Source organism: Psychromonas sp., assembly GCF_983033635.1.
Genome location: NZ_CEZLMY010000026.1, coordinates 5929 through 28543, shown reverse-complemented (window position 1 = coordinate 28543; position 22615 = coordinate 5929). Strand labels below are relative to the sequence as shown.

The window sequence follows — 22615 nt, the reverse complement described above, 5'->3', positions numbered from 1 at the left end:
ATCATATTTTGTAAGGTTATCATAATCACATTTTCAATTATTAGCCATTTTTGCTTTTGACTAAGATCATAGGAAGAAAAAACAGAGGCTTACAAAAAATCAACGCAAACCTATACTGTCTTATTAATAAAATCGGAGTGCACTTATGTTAACCATCTTATGTGTTGATAGTGATTCACAGCGTCTTGCACAAATTAAACAGGATCTTCTACCTTTAAGCGCACGTTTGAGCGTTATCGAAGCGACAAACTTGCAGCAAGCTGAACAATTAATATTACAAAGCAGCCAAGATATAGCCTTAATATTGTGCGCTCAAACACTTAATGACGGCGATGCAATCTCTATTTTTAAACGTTCTCAATGTAATTTAATGCGTAAAATTATTTATGCAGCCAACCCCTGCGTTAAGCTGCTGACCGATTGTATTAACCAGGGGCATATAGATTATTTTTTACAACTCCCCTACCAGGCACAAGAACTGACCCATATTGTGCAGACACAAATGAGCAGTTACAAAATAAACCATCAACAGCACAGCCAATTACACAGTAGTATTGTTGATAAAACCTGCTTATTGGATAAACCCGAACTTTCCAGTCCTTCCGATTTTCAAGATAGATTTCTGGATTATTCGCTCTATTCCGATTCTGAGTTATCTAATCTAGTGATTAAATCTTTATATAAAGTATTGGAAGAGAAGGATGAGCATAATGTACGTCGTCGCTATCGTGCTAACCATCTATTAACACGCGAAGGGGAAAAAAACCGTTTTCTTTGGTTTATCACCGAGGGAGAAGTATTGCTTAAAAAACGTAATGCCCAGGGAGAAACGCAAGATATCACCATTATGCAAGCAGGCACTATGGTTGGTGGTATGTCTTTTTTAACCGAGGAAGCCGCTTTTAGCACGGGTATAACCTTAGTTAAAACGGAGGTATTAAAAGTAGATAACGCGATTTTTTCACAAATAATGCAGTCAAATTCAGCGCTACTTGCCCCCTTTACCAATCTGTTATTGCGCAATTTCAATCGCCGTCTGCAGCATAGTATTTCCACTGAGTTAGCACTGCAAGAAACCTTGCAATCTTTGGATGCTGCTCATAATCAATTGGTCGAAAGTGAAAAAATGGCTGTTTTAGGACAGTTAGTCGCAGGCGTTGCACACGAACTTAATAACCCAGTAGCCGCTATTTTACGGGGCTCAGATACGTTAATAACCCATATTTCCACCCTGCTTAGTTATGATACTAAAAGTGAGTTTTCTTTACTCGCACAAAAAACATTACAACAGGGTTTAACGCTGATCCCCCTTTCCACTTCAGAAGTTCGTCAACGAACTAAAAAACTACTAGCAACAGTAAAAGATAAAAAACTGGCTAAACAGTTAGTAAATATGAATTTAGATGGTGTGAATATTCCGCAGGAAAATAATCGTAATTTCCAGGAGAGCGTTTCATTATTAAGTAAATACCATCAAGCAGGCACTATTCTGCGCAACAGTAATGCCTGTGCAGCACGTATTGCAGATTTAGTTAAAAGCTTAAAGCATTACGCAGGGCAAGATAGTGAAAAATGCGCCCCCACAAATATTCATGAAGGTTTAGAAGAAACACTCATTATTTTTGAAAACAAACTAAAACATTACAAGGTGATTAAAGAGTATCAGCAATTACCACAAATAGACTGCCACCCGATTGAATTAGAGCAAGTGTGGACCAATATCATCTCCAATGCCATTGATGCGACCGACAGTAAAGGTACGCTGAAAATATCGACTATAAATCTTCCTTATGATGAAACACCTAGCATTCAAATCATTATCGAAGATGATGGTCCAGGCATTCCGGAACATACCAGAGCTAAGATATTTGAGTTGAATTACACCACCAAACGTGAAGGCAACTTTGGTTTAGGTATTGGCCTAACAATCTGCTCGCAAATTATTAAACGCCATAATGGCTTTATAGAGATTGAATCTGAAACCGATCAGTTTACCCGTTTTATTATTACACTACCGGTTTTCAATCCTTATATAGAAAGTGAAAACTTATCTTTGCGGACAAATTAATACCTGCATGGTGAGCGGTTATTTATGCGCAATGCTGCGGATAAAAAACAGCAATATAAGCATAATAAAAATAAGTAACAGTTGTAATAAAAGGTGTGCATGTAAAAGCAGGATCGAAACAAAAAAAGTACCCACAATGATCAGATAGATCTGTGATTTACGCTTTTTGTCGATTTTTTTCTCTTTTTCCCAATCTCGCAAACTTTCACCTAGATAGGGAATCGTTAATAGCTTGTGATGAAAATAGGATGAGCTGCGGGCAAAACAGCTAAGCGCGAGAATAAAAAAAGGGGTGGTTGGCAGAATAGGTAAGACAATACCAAGTAAACCAAGCAAGATACTTAAGATCGCAATAAAAATTAACAGGTAACGATAAATTACTTTAGGCATTGTTTTTTATTTCAGATAGAAAAAAGCCCGCAATTTGCGGGCCTTTTATTATAGCTAAACCTTATCTAAACAAGGCTTGCTATATAGCAATTTGACAAGAAATTACTTCTTACCAAGCTTCTCTTTAATACGAGCAGCTTTACCAGTAAGTTCACGTAAGTAGTATAGTTTAGCTTGACGAACCACACCGCGACGTTTAACTTCAACGCTTCCTACAATTGGGCTGTGAGTTTGGAATACACGCTCAACACCTTCACCATTCGAGATTTTACGAACTGTGAAAGCAGAGTGTAAACCACGGTTACGTTTAGCGATTACAACACCTTCAAATGCTTGAAGACGCTCTTTTTCACCTTCTTTTACGCGAACACGTACAACTACAGTATCACCTTGTGCGAACTTAGGGATATCCGTGCGCATCTGTTCTTTTTCAATTGCTTGTATAATATTGCTCATTTTAATACCTTTATTACCTAGTTAGCCAATAACATCGCTGGTCAGTTGGAGTCACTTTCCAGAGCAGCAAGCAGTTTAGCTTGCTCGTCAGTCAGAGCTAGGTTATTTAATAAATCGGGCCTTCTTTGTTTCGTACGCTGCAGTGATTGCTTTAATCGCCAAAGACGAATTTTTTCATGATCACCACTCAATAATACAGTTGGCACCTGTTTTCCATCTAACACCTCAGGACGCGTATAGTGTGGGCAATCTAACAGGCCATCCGCAAAGGAGTCCTGCTCGGCTGATAACACATGACCTAAAACACCCGGTACAAAACGTACCACAGCATCAATTAAGATCATCGCTGGCAACTCGCCACCACTTAAAACATAATCACCCACAGACCATTCTTCGTCTACTAAGCTTTCAATTACGCGTTCATCTATACCTTCATAGCGCCCAGCTACCAAAATCAAAGCATCAGAGCTTGATAATGATTGCGCGCCACAATGATCTAAACGTTGTCCTTGAGGAGAAAGGTAGATCACCTTTGCCTCATGTCCTGCCTCAAAGGCTGCCTGTTTAGCTGCTAAAATGGCATCCCGTAAAGGCTGCACCATCATTAACATGCCAGGACCACCACCATAGGGACGATCATCGACCGTTCTATGTTTGTCCAAGGTGAAATCTCGGGGATTCCAGCATTGAATCGAAAGCAGATTATTTTTAATCGCTCGACCTGTTACCCCATTCTCGCTAATGGCCCGGAACATCTCCGGGAAGAGGCTTACAACCCCAATCCACATCGCTTTTCTCCTAGGGTAATCAGAAATCAGGTTCCCAATTAACTTCAATTAATTTGCTTGTAATATCTACATTAGAGATTACTTGCTGTTCAATAAACGGAATTAACCGTTCTTTTTGTCCGAAAGCATCATTCGCGTTGGCTTTTACAACAAGCACATCATTTGAGCCTGTTTCCATTATTTCGGTGACAACACCTAAATGGTAACCTTTGTCAGTTTGAACCTGACACCCGACTAAATCTCGCCAGTAGAAATCATCTTCCAATTCAGGAAGTTCTTTTGAGTCAACAAATAGCTCTAAGCCGACTAAGGCTTGTGCATCTTCTCTGACATCAAATTCTGCTATTTTAGCAACAAAACCAGTACTATGACGTTTCCAATCCGTTATATTAACTTCTTGAAGCAGCCCTTTTGATTTCATTAACAGCGGCTTGTATTCAAAAATACTTTCAGCATCATCGGTGTAGGAGTGGACTTTTAACCAGCCTTTGATGCCATAAACCGCACCAAATTTACCTATTACAATTGGCTCTGCTTTTTCGCTCACCTAAGTCTCCTCACCACACTGCAATTATGCAGCTACAGCGTTGTCTTTTACTAATTTAGCTACACGATCACTTAGCTGTGCGCCAAGACCAAGCCAATGGTTGATGCGATCTGTATCTAAACGTAATTTTTCTGCTTGACCTTGTGCAGTAGGGTTAAAGAAACCTACTTTTTCAAGGAAACGGCCGTCACGTGCGTTACGGCTATCAGTTACTACCACTTGGTAGAATGGGCGTTTTTTAGCGCCACCACGAGCTAAACGAATAGTTACCATATCGTCCTCTATTAATTATTAAACGTCATCAGCCAGAATATTCTGACCACCTGCTTTTGTAGAAAGCCGCAAAATTATACTCTTCTTAGTAAAAAGAACAATCAAAATCACACTTTCACTTAAACGTCACCCAGATGCCTTAGCTTCGAATCTGTATTTCCAATGCATTTTGGCGTGCTGAAACGCAAAAACCCAAGCTAAAATTTTAATTCGGCTTGGGTTTTTACTATTTATGCAGAGAGTAGCTTATTTCTTTTTAAACCCACCCAGACCAGGAGGCAGTCCCATACCGCCCATACCGCCCATGCCCGCGGCACCACCCATACCCGGTGGTAACATACCTTGCATGCCGCTCATCATTTTACGCATGCCGCCTTTACCGGACATTTTTTTCATCATTTTCTGCATCTGCGTAAATTGTTTAAGTAGCTTATTAACATCTTGAATCTGTGTGCCGGAGCCAGCTGCAATACGACGTTTACGTGAACCCTTGATAATTTCAGGTTTAGCGCGCTCTTTTTTAGTCATAGAGTTAATAATTACTTCCATTATATCGGTCGTTTTATCATTAACTTGATTTTTAACAGCATCAGGTAATTGCCCCATACCTGGAAGCTTATCCATCATGCCCGTCATACCGCCCATGTTTTTCATCTGCACAAGCTGTTCACGGAAATCTTCTAAATCAAAACCTTTGCCTTTTTTAATTTTATTGGCTAATTTTTCCGCTTTTTTCTTATCTACTTTGGTTTCAATTTCTTCAATTAAGGAAAGAACATCCCCCATACCAAGAATACGCGAGGCGATACGATCCGGATAGAAAGGCTCTAATGCATCAACCTTTTCACCCATACCGATGAATTTAATCGGCTTACCGGTAATATGACGAATAGAAAGTGCAGCACCACCACGCGCATCACCATCGGCTTTGGTTAAGACAATACCCGTTAAAGGTAGTGCTTCATTAAATGCTTTTGCGGTATTGGCAGCATCTTGACCTGTCATTGCATCAACAACAAACAGTGTTTCTACCGGCTTGATTGCATGATGAAGATCTTTAATCTCCTCCATCATTTCTTTATCTACATGCAGACGACCCGCTGTATCGACGATAACAACATCAATAAATTGTTTTTTCGCATGGTCAATGGCGGCATTGGCAATATCGATTGGCTTTTGTGATATATCACTTGGGAAAAACTCGACTTCTACTTCACCGGCAAGTGTTTCCAGTTGTTTGATTGCAGCTGGGCGGTAAATATCGGCACTAACCACCAACACACTTTTTTTGTCACGTGTTTTTAATAAACGCGCCAATTTTGCAACAGAAGTTGTTTTACCCGCACCTTGTAAACCTGCCATTAATAATATGGCAGGAGGCTGTGCAGCAAGGTCTAATGATTCATTAACCTCACCCATTGCCAATTCAAGTTCATTTTGAACAACTTTAATGAACTCCTGACCAGGACTTAAACTTTTAGCAACCTCTTGACCAACCGCACGTTTTTTTATTGCTTTAATAAAGTCACGAACAACAGGCAAAGCCACATCCGCTTCTAATAAAGCCATGCGCACTTCACGCAGAGTATCTTTAATATTGTCTTCTGTTAGGCGTCCTTTGCCACTGATGTTTTTCAGGGTTTTCGACAGTCGATCGGTTAAATTCTCAAACATGTTCAGATCTCGTTGCTAAAAAAATAAAACTGATTATACGCAATTCTGCTTTTTCAAAATAGTATTAACTTCTGATCCGCTTAATAAAGCAGATAAATACTGTTTTAAGCGTACAGCTGAGCGTATAATTAAAATTTATAAGTAATTATTATGTAGGGTGATATGGACTATTTTGCATTAATTAGTAGCGTTTTTTATATTATGGCTGGGCTGATTGCCACCATACAACTATTTACGCCTAATAAATCACTGCCTAATTGGTTTTTTATTGCAATTAGTTTGGCACTATTAAGCCATGCAAATTGGTTATATCAACATATTTTTATACTTAACGGGCAAAACCTGCCGATCTTAAATGTACTGTCGTTAGTGACCTTCATTATTTCACTGCTTTCTACCATCGCCAGTAAACGACTTAATACAGGTGTTCTGCTCCCTGTTGTTTATGGTTTTACAGTGATCAACTTTATTGCCGTTGTTTATTTACCAAGCCATTATATTACTCATTTAGAAGCCCACCCTCAATTTGGGGCACATATCATTTTTGCACTGCTGGCCTATTCAATATTAACCATTGCCAGCCTGTTTGCCTTGCAGCTGGCCTATCTTGATTATCGTTTGAAAAATCGCAAGCTGCCTTTAACACAAATTAAGATGCCGCCATTGATGACGCTGGAAAAAAGTTTATTCCAGTTTATTTTGATCGGTTTTATTTTACTAAGCTGTACGCTACTGACTGGTTTGATTTTTGTTGATGATATGTTTGCACAAGGTAAAGCGCATAAAGCAATTCTTTCTATGATTGCCTGGGTTATTTATGCAGTATTATTATGGGGGCGTTTTTCCAAAGGGTGGCGTGGCCGTTTTACCGTTTGCATCACCATTATTGGCTCATCACTACTGACGCTTGCTTATTTTGGCAGTCGCTTTGTACGGGAAATTATCCTGAGTTAGATAGGTTAATAACCGGCCTTAGCACAACTTTCAATTAACAGCTGATTAAGATTACCCTGTAAACCGGCAATCCGTTCACCACGCAAACACTCCCACCGGCTCACTGGGTACTGAATATGCCAGGCATTCATTAGCTGAGATTGCTGCTTACTCATTTTATATTTATCGTAAGTCGCTTGCATATACAGGTAAGCTCGGGCTATTCGTCCTCTTGCAGACACCGGAGGTTCAACTTTTTTATTGGTGATTTTCATTGCACATGAGCCAAAACTGCTTGCTTGTTCTGTTAGCATCACGAAATTATAATTGCTTCGCGCCGCATTAACCGCTCCTATCGCCGGAAAAAGGTTATACATATCCGCTTGCATATAGCGGTAGTTTTGATTCACTTTTTCAGCACAGCGTCGTCCTTTAAAGCTTTTTCCTCTGTTATTAACACACAGTGAATCACCTTCTCGCCACTCGCTAAAATTTCGACCCAAATTCTCCGCAGGCACAACATGCTCCCACTCCACTTTTTTAGCGCGCTTTTTATATTTTGTGGTGATAAAACCATCTGGCGCTGAAATGTTTTTATGGATATCAAAACTTGCATTGCAATAAAGCGTTGTCCGCTCCAGCTGCGTTAGGTGGATCTTCTTTTCCAACATTCTTTTAGCTTTGCTGAAGGAGTTATTGGTTTCATTTCCAGAATTTGCCAAAACTGAAAGAGGGAATAATAGAAGCAAGAATAAATAATTGATGGGAAACTACCTGAATTAACAAAACATATTTTTATGCTTCGATAATATCAGGCGCCCGCAAAAGCCATTAGTTAAATAGAACTCACCAATAAATCAACATTTTACAGCGCATGTAAAGCTAGTCATCGAGAAATACAACTTCAACTGACTACCAAATGAACGATCTGTTTCTTTATTGAGCGGTTTGTGAGTGTAAGCGTATTTTTTGTATTATTCTTTCAGATTCTTTGAACCTTGTTATATTACCAAATGCTAATGCAAGACATTGTTTATAAATCGAACAGAATACGCGCCAACCTACTGAAATATAACTTCATGTAAGCAGTGCTTAATGAAATCAGTTGGTTTTATCTATTGTCATATGGATAGCAAAAAAGTTGTAAATCGAATGTGCAGGGACGGCACAAGGTAGTTTCTGTACGAGAGAAGCGTTTATTTTAACAAAAAAATGGCCTTATTTTAAAAGGTCAATAACAAGGATGTAACAGATGAAGAAAAAATTACTCGCCTTGAGTATTATCGCAGCATCATTTAGCGCACAAGCTGAATGGGAATTCCGTGGTACTTCTAATGGTTGGGCAACAACCGCTTTAGATTATGTATCTGGCGACCTATTTCAAACATGTCAGAGTTTTGCAGACAGTGATCCGCGTTTTAAAATTGACCGTTTCGGTGACTGGACTGAAGCCTATCCAGCCTCCGATTACCTCGTAACTGGCAATAAAACTTATAATATTAAATTTTATGCTAACAGCCATAATATCGAACTTGCTGAAGTAGCAAGCTGTGACGGCACTGTTGATCCAGATGAATTTGCGCAAAACTTTGCCAGCTTAAATTTCCGTGGCACAGCAAATAGCTGGGCTGCAAGTGCAATGACATTAGTTGCAGACAATACATGGGAAATCACAGTTTCTTTAAGTGGACAAGCAGATCAACGCTTTAAATTTGACGTATTAGGCGATTGGGCTGAAAACTACGGTGATACAGGCGCAGATGGTTACTTAGATCAGGCAGGTACTGATATCTACACATCAGTTTCCGGTGATTACAAAATCCAAGTTAATGATGCGACAAAACACTACACCCTGACCCGTGTTGGTGAATGTACGACAGGCTGTGAAACACCGACAGGTGAAACATTAGGTGCCGTTTATTCTGCAGACAGCACAACTTTCTCTATCTGGTCACCAGATCACTCGAATGTAAAAGTACGTGTTAACGGCATTGAACACAGCATGCAGAAAGTCGCTGACTTTGCTGGTTACAATAATGTTTACCAAGTAACAGTAAGCGGTGACTTACATTTAGCGCAATACACATTCTTAATCAACGCTAAGCAAGTTCGTGATCCTTACGGTAAAATGGCAAAACCAGGTACGGGTGATTATGAAGCAGTTAATATCGTTATGGATATGTCTAAAACAGATCCAACAGGTGGATGGGCAAGTCGTCCTGCACTTATTGAACGTGAAGATGCAATCATCTATGAGATGCATGTACGTGACTTTACGATTGATTCAAGCTCAGGTGTAAGCGCTGGTAATCATGGTAAGTTTATGGGCCTGGTTGAAGCCGGCACCACTTATAACGGTGTTAAAACAGGTATTGATCACCTTAAAGAGTTAGGTGTTACTCACGTTCAGCTGCTTCCTGTTTATGACTATGCTACTTGTGACGGCCTACCAGATAGTAATGGTTGTTATAACTGGGGTTATGATCCACGTAACTTCAATATCCCGGAAGATCGTTACTCCAAAGTAGCGACTGACTACGAAGAGCGTGCTCGTGAATTCAAAACAATGGTTAATGAATTCCACAAAGCAGGGATCCGCGTAATTATGGATGTGGTCTATAACCATACCTACAACAAGCAGATGTTTGAAAATATCACCGGCCAGTATTACACGCCTACGGATCTGTCTGGTACTGGTAACTCTATTGATGGTGATGTGCCAATGGTAAGTCGTTTAATCCAGGATTCTCTTGAGTACTGGGTTGATGAATACGGTATTGATGGTTTCCGTTTTGATCTAATCGGTATCTTCTCCTATCAGGAAGTTGAAAAATGGGGTAGTTATATGAACACAACATTCCCAGATCGGAACTTACTAATCTATGGTGAACCATGGAACGGTTATGCATCAGATCCTAAAAATGATCAACGTGTGCGTTACGGCACAACACATAATATGGTAGAAGAACATGTTGGTGTATTTAACGGTGCCTTCCGTGAAGCTATTAAAGGCTCTAATGATGATACGCGCACAGGTTTCATGTTTAACAATGTAGCAGCAGCTGATTCAGGCTGGGGGATCTATGATGGTTTACGTGGTTCAGGTTATAACCCGAACGATAGCCGTAACGGTGAATGGTTCCGTAACTATGCTTCAGATCCGGAACAGACGATCAACTATATCTCTGCACATGATAACTTTGGTTTATGGGATAAAGTTTACCTGAGTCTTGCAACTAACGTATCACAAAACAGTTCTCATCAGGTAGATTGGTTAACACCACCAGCAGATCTTGGTTATGCTAAACGTGTTGTGAACTTCGGGATGGGTATGGTTCTGACCAGCCAAGGTATTCCATTTATCCATTCCGGTGATGAATTCCTGCGCACTAAAACAAACAACCAGGATATGGCAAATGCATCAGCATGGAACTATGGAGACCACGGCGGTACTCATAATACCTACAATGCACCGGATAGCTTTAATGCAATCCGCTGGGCTAACAAAGCTGATAATGCGGCAACATTTAACTACTTTAAAACACTAATCAATCTACGTCGCAGTCATGCTGGTATGCGTATGAACAGTAACCAGGAGATTGCTCAGTATATGGTTGTTGATCGCCCGGATATATACGGCGGTCAAGTTGTAAGTGCTTATATCACTTACCCTGATGACAGCCAGAATCTGTTTATTGTCTACAACAGTGGCAATAACCAGAACATCACTTTACCATCAGGTAGCTGGACAAAAGTTGCAGATGCTAACGGTGCAGCTAATGTATCAGGTTTATCAGGCAGTGCTGTGGTAGAAGGTACTTCAGTGACTATCTTTACTCAATAAAACGGGTAGTAATTAATATGTCTGCTTACTAGCATGGCATATTATCAACTTGCTATATGTAAAATAAAAATCCGAAAATAGTTTATCTGCTTTCGGATTTTTTATTTGCATGCCGATATTTGATAATAAAAATATTTTAGTTATTTTATTATCACGGCAACAGCGGAACGCGCAGCTATATTAACCGACACTTCATTCGTGGCCTGCACAGATAACAACTCATCGCCAAAAAATCCCTCGCTCTGTTGTCCCTTCTGTAATGGTAATCTGAACTCTTGTGTTTCATTATCCCAGTTAAACAGAAGGTGCAATGTAGCAGTGCCTTTACGGATCTCCCCATGATTAAAATCTCTGCTGCTAAAGTGTACCGGCTGACCAGCAAACTCACTGTTAAGCAGTCGCACTAATTTATGTTTATTATCTTCACTCAGATCAGCCAATCGATCACCGGAAATAAGCAAACCATTACAAACCAACATAGTTAACAGATGTAATCGGTACTGTTCAGGCGTAGCTACTTGCTGATCAATATTTTCAAGGGTGATGCAGTCAGGATCATTTAACCATAATACTCGGTTTTGCCAGCTGCGATGTAATATCTCCTGCGAGATCTGATAAAAGCGATCACCATTACGCTCAACATCATCCCCGATTCTCATCCCGTCAACCAGTCCTAAAGAGGGCCAGAGCGGTGCATTACAACCTAATAAAAAACTATCTCCTGCACCATCACCAATAGCCTGCATACCTCGGCGATATGCCTCTATTCGGCTTGCATTCTGATCGTAAAAATAACCGCCATGAATCGTTCCCCAAAAGTTCGCATCCAGTTTAAACATAGTGATTCCTAACTCCTGGTGGAGATAAGTCATCAATGCTTTTAAATGCTGTTGTACCTGTGGATGCGTACCATCTAAGACATACCAGGGAGTACAGCGCCAGCCGCCATAGGTCACCTTTTCAGCAGCAAGTGGTGCGCCGTTTTCATCTTTTACAAACCAATCCGGGTGTTGCTTAAAAATATCTGAATTACCCTCTGCAATAAATGGTGCTAACCATAAGGCGGGTTTAATACCAGCCTGATGGATCTGCTCAACCATCCCCGCTAAACCCGCTCCAAAACGCGGCGAAGGGCTTAACCAGTCTCCCATATACGCCTGGTAACCATCATCAATCAACAGGTAATCAAGATCTGGAAACTGTTGCGCCATTTGCTGTAAATTTTCACTAATATCTTTTTCATGCAGATCAGCATAATAGTGATACCAAGAACACCAACCTGAGGGTGCTTTTTTGGAAAACTGAGATGCATTTCGAGGGGCGTGATTTTGGCTAAGCATATCGCCGTACTGCTGCAATAACAGCTCCGGATCAGATCCTTCCAACATTACCAGCGGTTCGCCCTGCCAGTGACTAAAACCAGCTAAGCTTAAATTTTCACAATCCAAAGTAACTTTTAAGCGCTTATCTGCTGATAGTCGGAATGTACCACTAAATCGAAAACAGGCGCTAAAACCCAATAACAGATGATGATTTGGCTTTGGCGATAACAAAATATAGTTATAGCTACTGTGAAAACCATCTTCACAGGGAAGTCGATAATGACTGATATCAGGACAACGGCCAATTGCTTTGGGTTGGCTTACCGAACCACCGGTTTGCGCCAGCATCTGAAAACCCTCTCCGTAAAAAGGGCAATCATCAGAGAGCTCAAGCTGCCCATCAAACAAAACAATCTCTTTAATCTTTATTGAATGGTTAGCGCTATTATTAAGTCGCCACTTGCAGCTGTTCTGCTGCCATTCCCGCGTTAACCATAGTGACTGTGACTGCAAAGAAGATGTTGCAACAACATAACCTTTGAAAGATTGAATATGAGCAATAATTGATTGATAAAACATCATGAACTCCAATATCTGTACATTAAAAATAAACTTAGAATAGCAGTTGTAAAGATAGGGATACAAGGGTATTTACACTGATGGCAAGTCTATTTGTCGAACGCTGCTGAGCATAAAATAAAGGCTTTAAAATCAATAATAAAAGCATAATTCCACGGCTCTTGGTTAGAGATAAAACAGGGCAGATATGGAGTAGCCAGAGCTATCCTATGCATTTATTTAATTATAAACGGAAAGTTACCACGAAGTTCATAACCTGATCTGCAACATAAACACTATATTTATTCTCTCGTAAAATTTGTGTGACTATCTGCTTACCTTCATCCAGTGAAAGCTTACCTTGCTCAACCATTCCTTCAACTTGAACAATGGTGTTATACCCAATCTACCTCAAGATGCAAAATCAGCAAGTTGAGAGATGACCATATTCAAGGCATGAAGTTGAAGGTTTAGTCACTCTAAATCAATGCTTCATAACGCTGAAGATGGTTATCTCTCGGCTTGCCCAAAGGGAGGCTAGCTCGAAAGCCAGTACTGCGTTGCAACACTTGAAAAGGGAATAACCATTCTCATCATGTTGCGCCTTGTCATGGCATTCGAGCTAGCCTCTGAATTAGCATCTTGAAGTAGAATGGGTATATATTTCCCTTTGAATAACTGATAAATACGCGCTTCATTATCCGATTCACTGGTCGCTTTTAAAGTCAGCAAGCTAAACAGAGAAAGTAATAATAATGCGCCAAAATCAGAATAGACACAAAGGTGAATTTAGATTTTAAGCTTATGTTTATTCCTTTTTATTTAAAAAATAAAATTTAAAAGAGCCTAATTAAATATCGTTATTTTCAATTGAATGTAATGATCTGGAAAATCATCTTTGTTTTATGCTTTTTTCTTCGCTAATATCATTAATTAATAAACGTTAACCTATATAAATGAGAATACTTTGAACGACATTCCAACCAGTGCATTACTGATAACACTTATTGTTTTAATTGTGATTTCGGCTTATTTTTCAAGTTCAGAAACAAGCATGATGTCACTTAACCGTTATCGGTTACGTCACCTTGCAAAAGACAAAAACAAAGTCGCGATTCGTGTAGAAAAACTGCTAAATCAACCAGACAAATTAATTGGTTTGATTTTAATCGGTAATAATCTGGTTAATATTCTCGCCTCTGCACTGGCCACCATTCTTGGACAGCGTTTATTTGGCGATGCAGGTATTGCCATCGCAACAGGGACGCTAACATTAGTTATTTTAATTTTTGCTGAGGTCACCCCGAAAACATTAGCTGTGCTTTACCCGGAAAAAATCGCCTTTCCAAGTTCACTTATATTACGCCCATTACAAAAACTGCTCAGTCCATTGGTATGGTTCATTAATGGTATATCTAATGGGTTATTAAAAATATTTGGTGTTAACGTCACACATCAAAATGATAATGCACTTTCAAGTGATGAATTACGCTCAGTCGTGCATGAAGCTGGCAGTATGATCCCGGCCCATCACCAACAGATGTTATTAAGTATTCTTGAGCTTGAAAAAGTGACTGTCGATGAGATTATGATCCCTCGTAATGAGATTGCGGCAATTGATATCAACCAGGAGTGGGATACCATACTCAAACAATTAAAACATCGCACCCATACCATGACATTGTTATATCGCGATACCATTGATGACGCGATCGGTTTTGTCCATGCACGAGATTCTCTGCTGATTTTACTAAAAGAAGATTTTACAAAAACAACGCTACTGCGCAGTGTTAGAGAGTTATATTTTATTCCCGAAGGCACGCCACTAAATACGCAGCTTATTAAGTTCCAGCATAATAAGGAGCGTATCGGTTTAGTTGTTGATGAATATGGAGATATCCAAGGGTTAGTAACACTTGCCGATATTTTAGAAGAGATTGTTGGTGATTTTACCACCACTCATGAGCCACATAGCTCACAAGAGATCTACAAACAGCAGGATGACTCTTATATTATTGAAGGTAGCTTAGGTATTCGAGATCTTAATAAAGAGATGGGTTGGACATTGCCGACAGATGGGCCTCGTACATTAAATGGATTAATCATTGAACACTTAGAAGAGATTCCGACAAGTAAAATAAGTGCGCGAATCTGCGGTTATCCGATGGAAATTTTAGAGGTTGAAAATAACATGGTTAAGTTAGTGAAAGTAATGCCGCATTTATACAACGAACAAAAGTGATCTTGTAAGCTGTTGCAATCATCAAAAGGAGCGCCTTTCCTGCTTCAAGAACAGGCGCTCTTTTTATTATGCTAAAAATTACAACTGCTTCAGTTGCTCTTCACTTAACGCAATATCTTCATTTTTATTGATACCAATACCCGCATCAATAATTGCTTGTGCAATCACTTTAGCTTCAGTTAATGAGTGCATTAAATAAGTGCCGCACTGGTACTCATTTAATTCAGGGATATCACTTTGTTCTTTCACAGCTAACACGTCTTTCATTGAAGCTAACCAAGCATCACTAACCTGTGCTTCTGACGGCGTGCCAATTAAACTCATATAAAACCCGGTACGGCAGCCCATAGGCGAAATATCGATAATTTCGACATTATCACCATTCAGGTGATCACGCATAAACCCCGCGTAAAGGTGCTCAAGTGTATGGATACCTTTTTCCGATAAAATATCTTTATTGGGAGCTGTAAAGCGTAAATCAAAAACCGTAATTGTATCTTTACCTGGTGTCTGCATTGTTTTGGCAATGCGTACTGCTGGTGCATTCATAATAGTATGATCAACAGTAAAACTATCTAATAATGGCATCTTCTTTCCTTTATATAACGTTTGGGTTTAGGTGAAAAATAATCGCCATAACCAACTTGAATCTAAATTTTCCTGGCAACCACGTAACTGCGTTGCATATTGCTTCGAGCGTTTATCAACTTTGCGGGATACTTTAATTAACCAAGGTTTTTTATTGTAACTCCTGTTTTTATACCCCCCCCAACCCTCATGGTAATTCAGGTATTGCCCATAAGCATCCCACTTGGAAACGCCATTAATTTTTTGGGTTTTATGGGTAAACCAGCCCATAAAATCAATTGCATCTGCAAAATCATCACGATCCGCCCAACTGTTGCCCGTTTCGCGTTGATAATCATCCCAAGTCATAGTTTTAGCTTGCGCATAACCATAAGCATCACTTGCTCTGCCAATAGGAATAAACCAGAAGTATTGCATCGGTGGTGCGGCATCATGTTTAAAACTACTTTCCTGATACATCATTGCCAGAGGCACATGAATAGGGGTTCCCCAGGTATCTTTCATATCTTTGGACGCATCGTACCAGTCGCGATGCTCAAAAAATATCTCGCAAATATTATCAGGATTTTGAGGAGGAGGTGTCGCACAAGCCGTTAAAAACAGAGCGCAAAAAATAAAAATTAATTTTCTTTTCATATCCATTTCACTTCCTTCCGTGTCCTAAGCAAGATTAACAAAAACCTGCATCATATTATTATTTTATTGTTTTGCTGCATCGATAAAATATTGCTGTAGATATTGATCAAAACTCACACTATCTGCATTTTCAATTTTTTGCTGTTTTTGTAATGAATTTAATTTTTCTTGGTGAAAATGTTGATCCGACCAAACTTGATAACCTTGGGTGATTAACTCCGCTTTATAAGTTTTCGACAGGCTTAATGCCAGTGGGCCATTATCAGAATTTTCATCTTTAATTACCTGCAAGATCCGCGCTGAACTGGTTAATTCAGGCGCGCCGAAACGTGGTGCAATATGTGCTATTGCCTGTTGATAACGGCTGCTGTTTTCACTCTTATCTAAAACCGCGGCAAGTTCTTTTAACTGTGTAGTTAACCACAGCCCCCAGGCCGCAATGGTTTGCTCTCGGCCATCAATTTCCAGTTTTAAATCGGGCTTGCGGCCTTGTGTGACAATCAGATTTAAATTGTTCGCAAAATGCACCGATTGTGCTTCTGACATTTGCTCGGAAGGTTGAATCGCACACCATGTAAGAAACAGATCTAAGAAGTTAACCTGCTCCTCGGTAATACCCACCTTTGAAAAAGGGTTAACATCCAATGAACGGATCTCAATATATTCAATACCACGAGCATTAAGGGCTTGTGATGGTGTTTCGCTGCCTTTTTGAACTCGTTTAGGGCGAATTGATGCATAAAGTTCATTTTCAATCTGCAGTACATTATCGTTTAACTGCACATATTCATCTTCTTTTTTTATGCCCATCTCTTTAAATTCAAGGGATTTTAGGTGTAAAGCTTGCGACACCGAAGATAGGTAATTATCAAGAGAGTTATAACTGATATTCAGTGATGAATGCCCGCTATTGGTATAACCTAAATCACTTAAACGTAATGATGTTGCATAGGGTAAATAAATAGTCCCTTTGCCTATGCTTTTAAATTCAAGATCTGTTTTTTTATCCTGAATAAATGATTGGCATAAAGCAGGAGATGCACCAAACAGGAAAGGGATCACCCAGCCATATCTAAAATAGTTACGGACAAGGCCCATATACCCCGCAGATTGAGCTTCTTGAGCAGACAAATCAGAGTCGTGTATTTCAGCCCAAGTTGACCAAAAATCTTCTGGTAATGAAAAATTATAATGCACACCTGAAATAACCTGCATCATACTGCCATAACGGTTTTTTAAACCTTGGCGATAGGCTGTTTTCATCAATCCGACATTAGATGAACCATACTGCGCAAGTTCAACCTGCTCTTCATTTTCAACAAAACATGGCATGCTAATCGGCCATAATGTCTCGTTGTTTTCCAAATTTTTAGCTGCGTAGTGGTGGATATCATTCAGATACGCAAATAGTTGTTGTACATCTTTAGCGACAGGAGTAATGAATTCTAACAAACTTTCAGCAAAATCAGTGGTGATTGACTGGTGGCACAAAGCGCTGCCGAAAGCATAAGGATGACTCTTTTGCGATAACTTTCCATCAGGATTAACACGTAAAGCTTCGCGTTCAATACCTCGACCAAAGCCGGCAAGTGATTGTGGTTGTTGACCAAGAATGGTTAAACGTTGCTGAAAATCGAGAGACAAGAGCAGACCCTTTGAAGTAACTAAAAGTGTTAGCAGAATACCTTAAAAAAGAGCTAATTTACAAGCTTTAACTATTTTATAACAAATACAATACAGAGCTGACAATGACCCCGTAACGTAGCGCTTTTCCCATAACAATCAACAGGGCAGAGCGAGAGACCGGTAATTTCAGCCATCCTGCAGCCAAAGGTAATAGATCACCAACAATGGGCAGCCAGCTAAGCAGTAAAGCCGATACTCCATAGCGTTGACAAAATAGCCATGCTTTTTGATGCTTGCTTTTCGCCTTTTTTCTTCCCCAATAAAAGTAATAACCCATGAAATAGGTGAGCAATGCTCCTAAGCTATTTCCCAGAGTAACAACTGAAAAATATAACCATAAATCAGCAGGGTTATTTTTCAGATAATAGATAAGTAATAACTCCGATCCACCTGGAAACAGAGTGGCGGAAACAAAACTACTGGTAAATAAGGTTAGTAATTCGTAAAACAAAGAGAAGCCTCTTTTAAGGAACAAAAAAGGCCACTTAAATAAGTGGCCTTAAAAATATGATAATTGATTTTACGCTTAATTAGCCAACCAAAGCTAACAACACACCGGCTGCAACGGCACTACCCAGTACCCCCGCAACATTGGGTCCCATCGCATGCATTAACAGGAAGTTATGCGGGTTTGCTTCTAAACCGACCTTATTGGCAACACGCGCCGCCATAGGAACAGCAGAAACACCTGCCGCACCAATTAATGGATTGATTGGTGTTTTGGAAAATTTACCCATCAATTTAGCCATTAATACGCCTGATGCAGTACCGATAGAAAAGGCAATCGCACCTAATGCTAAAATACCTAATGTTTCGATATTTAAAAACTTATCCGCAGATAGTTTCGAACCAACCCCTAAGCCTAAGAAAATGGTTACGATATTAATAAGCTCATTTTGTGCTGTTGAGCTTAAACGATCTACAACACCTGATTCACGCATCAAGTTACCTAAACAGAACATACCAACCAGTGGTGTTGCTGCAGGTAAAAATAGAATAGTCAGCAACAGAACAGCAAGCGGGAAAATGATTTTTTCCTTTTTACTGACCGGACGTAACTGTTCCATTTTTATTTCACGTTGAGCTTTTGTCGTTAACGCACGCATAATCGGCGGTTGAATAATGGGTACCAACGCCATATAGGAGTAGGCCGCAACAGCAATCGCCCCCAACAGATCCGGAGCAAGTTTCGATGCCAGGAAGATAGCTGTTGGGCCATCTGCACCACCGATAATCGCAATAGCAGAAGCATCCTGCATCGAAAACTCAAATCCGGGGATTAGGTTAAGTAAGATTGCACCAAACAAGGTGGCAAAGATACCAAACTGCGCGGCCGCCCCTAAAAACAAGGTTTTAGGGTTAGCGATTAACGCACCGAAATCAGTTAATGCCCCTACTCCCATAAAGATAATTAGCGGGAAAACACCCGTTTCAATACCAATATGGTAGATGTAATAAAGTATTCCACCTTCCTCTGTAAAACCTGCATTGGGAATATTCGCTAAAATAGCACCAAAACCAATCGGTAATAATAATAAAGGTTCAAATTTACGTGCGATTGCCAAATATAATAATAAACAACCGACAGCAATCATTACCAGACCAGGCCACTCAAAATTAGCGATACCTGTATCATTCCAAAGTGTAGTTAATCCATCCACTTGCTTGTTTCCTTACCCGATTGTAAACAGGGCTTCACCCACTGCTACAGAATCGCCTTCTTTGACTAAAACGGCTTGTACCATACCTGATTTTGTTGCGCGGATTTCAGTTTCCATCTTCATCGCTTCCATTACCAGTAGTACATCGCCTTCATTTACCTGCTCGCCTTGATTCACTAACACTTTAAAAATGTTACCCGCTAATGGGGCAGGAAGCTCTTCGCCTTCACCTGCTGGCGCTGAAACTACAGCTGCAGCTGCAGAAACAGGGGTTGCAGAAGCAGTAATACCGTCAATGCTACCTTCCGGGCCAACTTGTACAGTAAATAACTGGCCATCAACAGCAACTGAATAAGTTTCTGCTTGACCTTTTTTCACTGGCGCCGCGGCAGGTAAAAGATCATCTGCGCTAGGTACTGGCTCAAAAGCGTTTGGGTTATTACGGTTTTCTAAGAACTTAAGACCGATCTCAGGGAATAGAGCGTAAATTAACGCATCATCAATCTCTTGCTCAGCCAGTTTAATGCCTTTATCAGCGGCTACTTTTTTAAGCTCAGCAGCAATGTTATCCATCTCAGGTTTGAGATTATCTGCTGGGCGACAAGTAATTGCCTGTGCACCATCTAATACTTTCGCTTGTAGTTCAGCGTTAACTGGCGCAGGAGCTGCACCATACTCACCTTTTAATACACCGGCAGTTTCTTTAGTGATGTTTTTGTAACGCTCGCCCATTAATACATTAATAACGGCTTGCGTACCGACGATTTGCGAAGTTGGCGTAACCAGAGGGATATAACCAAGGTCTTTACGAACAGCGGTGATCTCTTTTAATACTTCGTCCATCTTATCTGCAGCACCTTGCTGCTTAAGCTGGCTTTCCATATTAGTTAACATGCCACCCGGTACCTGTGCAATCAGGATACGCGGATCTACACCTTTTAATTCACCTTCGAATTTAACGTATTTTTTGCGAACATCACGGAAGTAAGAAGAGATATCTTCTAATTTATGCAGATCAAGGCCGGTATCTCGCTCCTGCCCTTCAACAATTGCAACCAAGGTTTCTGTTGCTGAGTGACCATAAGTCATACTCATTGAAGAGATTGCCGAGTCAATAATATCGATACCCGCATCAATCGCTTTTTGTTGCGTTGCAACACTTAGTCCAGTTGTAGCATGACAATGTAATGCTAATGGAATATCTGTGCAGGCTTTAATTTTTGTGATTAACTCTTGTGCGGCATACGGTTTTAACAAACCAGCCATATCTTTAATACACAGTGAATGACAGCCCATATCTTCCAGACGTTTTGCCATATCAACCCAGTTATCAATAGTATGTACCGGGCTTGTTGTGTAAGAGATCGCACCTTGTGCATGCGCACCAACTTTAACAGCAGATTTAATTGCCGTTTCAAAGTTACGTACATCATTCATTGCATCAAAGATACGGAATACATCTACACCGTTGCTATGTGCGCGCTCTACAAATTTTTCAACTACATCATCAGCATAATGACGGTAACCTAACAGGTTTTGACCACGCAGTAACATCTGCTGTGGTGTATTTGGCATAGCGGCTTTTAAAGCGCGGATACGATCCCATGGATCTTCACCCAAATAGCGAATGCATGAATCAAAAGTTGCACCACCCCAGGTCTCTAAAGACCAGTAACCGATTTTATCCAGTTTCTCTGCAATCGGCAGCATATCATCGATACGCATGCGTGTTGCAAACAGTGATTGGTGTGCATCGCGTAATACTACTTCTGTTATTGCCAGAGGCTTAGACATATTCACTTTCTCCATTTGTTCGTTCCCCATTATACCGTTGCAGTTTTACGATATTGCTGCACAGCAGTGGTTATAGCTGCGATTAATTTTGGATTTATTTCCGATTTTGCAGAAGCAGTCGAAGCTGCTTTTCTTTGAGCCACGCTTTTATTAATAACGGGCTCCTCTGCAGGTATATATTTTGCCATCAGGGTGACAGCAATCATCAATAAACCTAAAAACAAAAACACAAAGGTCATTCCTAACCCTAATAGTGTGACTGCTTTTAATAACGACTCAGTAACGTCCATACTTTATTATCCTTTTTTACACATAGCGAGTGCATGTCCACAAACAGATTCATATGAATAATTATTCATAAATATTCTGCATTTAACGTTTTATAAACAGTGAGCAAACAAACCTTCATCACCACTAAAAACTACGCTAAAAGTCGAAGAAACATGCCTTATCCCCTTAATACAGCTATTAGCTATTGATATAAAGAGAATTAAACGGCGCTTCAAAAGGGGCTCATTGTACGGGATTTAGCAGAAAATTGGAAGTGGGGCGGGATCTCACTTTAATCGCTCAAAATACCTACAATTGTATATGCATTTTTAAGCAATAAAGCCCCAGCTGAAATAAACCTTAAAAGACGATTCAATAACGGAGTAGCAAGCACTCAAAATAGGTATTTATCGACTCTAAAACAAACTATAAAGCACAAATTGAAACGATGATTCAGTCAAAATAAATAGATATTTATTCACTTTTAGTGATGGAGTGATAGAAATTATTGGAATTAATAGGATTAATAGAGTTATTGTAATTTGGAATTTGTAATTTGTAATTTGGAATTTGTAATTTGGAATTTTGAATTTGGAATTTTGGAATTTTGGAATTTTGGAATTTCGAATTTTGGAAAACAGATAATATCTAAGGGAATTAAAATAAAAATGGAGATGGTGCGGGTGAAGGGATTCGAACCCCTGACCGCCTGGTTCGTAGCCAGGTACTCTATCCAGCTGAGCTACACCCGCATAGTGCATAATATTATGTGGAATTTAATATTATAAAGCTCTAAAAACAAAAAACTTACCTAAGTAAGTTTACAAAGAATGGTGCGGGTGAAGGGATTCGAACCCCTGACCGCCTGGTTCGTAGCCAGGTACT

At 39.9% G+C, this 22615-nt stretch carries 20 protein-coding genes and 1 tRNA gene; 4 read left to right on the top strand and 17 right to left on the bottom strand.

All coding sequences use genetic code 11. From position 1 onward, the window contains the following. Nucleotides 1–145: 145 nt before the first annotated feature. A complete protein-coding gene (locus AC4GME_RS05820) occupies nucleotides 146–2068 on the top strand; it encodes an ATP-binding protein (protein WP_490376455.1) in 1923 nt (640 codons plus the stop codon). An 18-nt stretch (nucleotides 2069–2086) separates the two neighbouring features. On the opposite strand, the gene AC4GME_RS05815 is transcribed toward AC4GME_RS05820, so the two are convergent. The 6 genes from AC4GME_RS05815 to ffh all read right to left on the bottom strand — a co-directional run bounded on the left by AC4GME_RS05815 (nucleotide 2087) and on the right by ffh (nucleotide 6196). Further along, nucleotides 2087–2458 (bottom strand): DUF454 family protein, encoded by a 372-nt coding sequence (locus AC4GME_RS05815; RefSeq protein WP_490379126.1) that lies wholly within the window; start codon nucleotides 2456–2458, stop codon nucleotides 2087–2089. A 102-nt stretch (nucleotides 2459–2560) separates the two neighbouring features. Continuing rightward, entirely contained in the window at nucleotides 2561–2914 is a 354-nt protein-coding gene (rplS, locus tag AC4GME_RS05810) for a 50S ribosomal protein L19 (RefSeq protein WP_490376457.1), read from the bottom strand. Between the two features lie 41 nt (nucleotides 2915–2955). Beyond that, the gene (gene trmD, locus AC4GME_RS05805) at nucleotides 2956–3702 is read right to left on the bottom strand and encodes a tRNA (guanosine(37)-N1)-methyltransferase TrmD (RefSeq protein ID WP_490376458.1); all 747 of its coding nucleotides are present in this window, start codon (nucleotides 3700–3702) and stop codon (nucleotides 2956–2958) included. A gap of 19 nt (nucleotides 3703–3721) precedes the next feature. Then, nucleotides 3722–4249 carry a ribosome maturation factor RimM gene (gene rimM, locus AC4GME_RS05800; protein WP_490376459.1) on the bottom strand — a complete coding sequence of 176 codons (528 nt, stop codon included), beginning with the start codon at nucleotides 4247–4249 and terminating at the stop codon, nucleotides 3722–3724. A 24-nt stretch (nucleotides 4250–4273) separates the two neighbouring features. Continuing rightward, nucleotides 4274–4522, bottom strand: a complete 249-nt coding sequence (gene rpsP, locus AC4GME_RS05795) for a 30S ribosomal protein S16 (RefSeq protein ID WP_490376460.1) — start codon at nucleotides 4520–4522, stop codon at nucleotides 4274–4276. A gap of 246 nt (nucleotides 4523–4768) precedes the next feature. Beyond that, a complete protein-coding gene (ffh, locus tag AC4GME_RS05790) occupies nucleotides 4769–6196 on the bottom strand; it encodes a signal recognition particle protein (RefSeq protein ID WP_490379125.1) in 1428 nt (475 codons plus the stop codon). A gap of 162 nt (nucleotides 6197–6358) precedes the next feature. On the opposite strand from ffh, the gene AC4GME_RS05785 reads away from it, so the two are divergent. Further along, nucleotides 6359–7150 (top strand): cytochrome C assembly family protein, encoded by a 792-nt coding sequence (locus AC4GME_RS05785; RefSeq protein WP_490376462.1) that lies wholly within the window; start codon nucleotides 6359–6361, stop codon nucleotides 7148–7150. Between the two features lie 5 nt (nucleotides 7151–7155). On the opposite strand, the gene AC4GME_RS05780 is transcribed toward AC4GME_RS05785, so the two are convergent. Continuing rightward, nucleotides 7156–7800: an endonuclease I family protein gene (locus AC4GME_RS05780; RefSeq protein WP_490376463.1), complete on the bottom strand. Its 645-nt coding sequence runs from the start codon at nucleotides 7798–7800 to the stop codon at nucleotides 7156–7158. 581 nt (nucleotides 7801–8381) lie between these two features. Between AC4GME_RS05780 and AC4GME_RS05775 the strand changes: the two genes are divergently transcribed. Then, nucleotides 8382–10973, top strand: a complete 2592-nt coding sequence (locus tag AC4GME_RS05775) for an alpha-amylase family glycosyl hydrolase (RefSeq protein ID WP_490376464.1) — start codon at nucleotides 8382–8384, stop codon at nucleotides 10971–10973. Between the two features lie 140 nt (nucleotides 10974–11113). On the opposite strand, the gene AC4GME_RS05770 is transcribed toward AC4GME_RS05775, so the two are convergent. Beyond that, on the bottom strand, nucleotides 11114–12877 hold the full coding sequence (locus tag AC4GME_RS05770; RefSeq protein ID WP_490379124.1) for a glycoside hydrolase family 36 protein: 1764 nt from the start codon (nucleotides 12875–12877) through the stop codon (nucleotides 11114–11116). A 220-nt stretch (nucleotides 12878–13097) separates the two neighbouring features. Beyond that, nucleotides 13098–13226, bottom strand: a complete 129-nt coding sequence (locus AC4GME_RS05765) for a hypothetical protein (protein ID WP_490376466.1) — start codon at nucleotides 13224–13226, stop codon at nucleotides 13098–13100. 594 nt (nucleotides 13227–13820) lie between these two features. On the opposite strand from AC4GME_RS05765, the gene AC4GME_RS05760 reads away from it, so the two are divergent. After that, nucleotides 13821–15095, top strand: a complete 1275-nt coding sequence (locus AC4GME_RS05760; protein WP_490377750.1) for an HlyC/CorC family transporter — start codon at nucleotides 13821–13823, stop codon at nucleotides 15093–15095. 78 nt (nucleotides 15096–15173) lie between these two features. On the opposite strand, the gene luxS is transcribed toward AC4GME_RS05760, so the two are convergent. From luxS to AC4GME_RS05720, 8 genes are all read right to left on the bottom strand, one after another. After that, nucleotides 15174–15683, bottom strand: a complete 510-nt coding sequence (luxS, locus tag AC4GME_RS05755; protein WP_490377749.1) for an S-ribosylhomocysteine lyase — start codon at nucleotides 15681–15683, stop codon at nucleotides 15174–15176. Between the two features lie 27 nt (nucleotides 15684–15710). Beyond that, on the bottom strand, nucleotides 15711–16325 hold the full coding sequence (locus AC4GME_RS05750; RefSeq protein WP_490377748.1) for a transglycosylase SLT domain-containing protein: 615 nt from the start codon (nucleotides 16323–16325) through the stop codon (nucleotides 15711–15713). 57 nt (nucleotides 16326–16382) lie between these two features. Then, the gene (gene gshA / locus AC4GME_RS05745; RefSeq protein ID WP_490377747.1) at nucleotides 16383–17963 is read right to left on the bottom strand and encodes a glutamate--cysteine ligase; all 1581 of its coding nucleotides are present in this window, start codon (nucleotides 17961–17963) and stop codon (nucleotides 16383–16385) included. Nucleotides 17964–18039: 76 nt separating this feature from the next. Then, nucleotides 18040–18456, bottom strand: coding sequence for a YqaA family protein (locus AC4GME_RS05740; protein WP_490377746.1), 417 nt, complete (start codon nucleotides 18454–18456; stop codon nucleotides 18040–18042). A gap of 79 nt (nucleotides 18457–18535) precedes the next feature. Further along, nucleotides 18536–19666: a sodium ion-translocating decarboxylase subunit beta gene (locus AC4GME_RS05735; RefSeq protein ID WP_490377745.1), complete on the bottom strand. Its 1131-nt coding sequence runs from the start codon at nucleotides 19664–19666 to the stop codon at nucleotides 18536–18538. 12 nt (nucleotides 19667–19678) lie between these two features. Then, nucleotides 19679–21460, bottom strand: coding sequence for a sodium-extruding oxaloacetate decarboxylase subunit alpha (oadA, locus tag AC4GME_RS05730; protein ID WP_490377744.1), 1782 nt, complete (start codon nucleotides 21458–21460; stop codon nucleotides 19679–19681). 29 nt (nucleotides 21461–21489) lie between these two features. Further along, nucleotides 21490–21750, bottom strand: a complete 261-nt coding sequence (locus AC4GME_RS05725; protein ID WP_490377743.1) for an OadG family protein — start codon at nucleotides 21748–21750, stop codon at nucleotides 21490–21492. A 655-nt stretch (nucleotides 21751–22405) separates the two neighbouring features. Then, a tRNA-Arg gene (locus tag AC4GME_RS05720) sits at nucleotides 22406–22482 on the bottom strand. Between the last annotated feature and the right edge of the window lie 133 nt (nucleotides 22483–22615).

Excerpts from the sequence above, each read along its gene's own strand:
- AC4GME_RS05770 (WP_490379124.1), bottom strand. The coding sequence starts at position 12,877 with ATGATGTTTTATCAATCAATTATTGCTCATATTCAATCTTTCAAAGGT.
- AC4GME_RS05725 (WP_490377743.1), bottom strand. The coding sequence starts at position 21,750 with ATGGACGTTACTGAGTCGTTATTAAAAGCAGTCACACTATTAGGGTTA.
- rpsP (WP_490376460.1), bottom strand. The coding sequence starts at position 4,522 with ATGGTAACTATTCGTTTAGCTCGTGGTGGCGCTAAAAAACGCCCATTC.
- rplS (WP_490376457.1), bottom strand. The coding sequence starts at position 2,914 with ATGAGCAATATTATACAAGCAATTGAAAAAGAACAGATGCGCACGGAT.
- AC4GME_RS05815 (WP_490379126.1), bottom strand. The coding sequence starts at position 2,458 with ATGCCTAAAGTAATTTATCGTTACCTGTTAATTTTTATTGCGATCTTA.
- AC4GME_RS05780 (WP_490376463.1), bottom strand. The coding sequence starts at position 7,800 with ATGTTGGAAAAGAAGATCCACCTAACGCAGCTGGAGCGGACAACGCTT.
- AC4GME_RS05775 (WP_490376464.1), top strand. The coding sequence starts at position 8,382 with ATGAAGAAAAAATTACTCGCCTTGAGTATTATCGCAGCATCATTTAGC.
- AC4GME_RS05765 (WP_490376466.1), bottom strand. The coding sequence starts at position 13,226 with ATGGTTGAGCAAGGTAAGCTTTCACTGGATGAAGGTAAGCAGATAGTC.
- AC4GME_RS05820 (WP_490376455.1), top strand. The coding sequence starts at position 146 with ATGTTAACCATCTTATGTGTTGATAGTGATTCACAGCGTCTTGCACAA.
- oadA (WP_490377744.1), bottom strand. The coding sequence starts at position 21,460 with ATGTCTAAGCCTCTGGCAATAACAGAAGTAGTATTACGCGATGCACAC.
- AC4GME_RS05750 (WP_490377748.1), bottom strand. The coding sequence starts at position 16,325 with ATGGATATGAAAAGAAAATTAATTTTTATTTTTTGCGCTCTGTTTTTA.
- luxS (WP_490377749.1), bottom strand. The coding sequence starts at position 15,683 with ATGCCATTATTAGATAGTTTTACTGTTGATCATACTATTATGAATGCA.
- trmD (WP_490376458.1), bottom strand. The coding sequence starts at position 3,702 with ATGTGGATTGGGGTTGTAAGCCTCTTCCCGGAGATGTTCCGGGCCATT.
- AC4GME_RS05785 (WP_490376462.1), top strand. The coding sequence starts at position 6,359 with ATGGACTATTTTGCATTAATTAGTAGCGTTTTTTATATTATGGCTGGG.
- ffh (WP_490379125.1), bottom strand. The coding sequence starts at position 6,196 with ATGTTTGAGAATTTAACCGATCGACTGTCGAAAACCCTGAAAAACATC.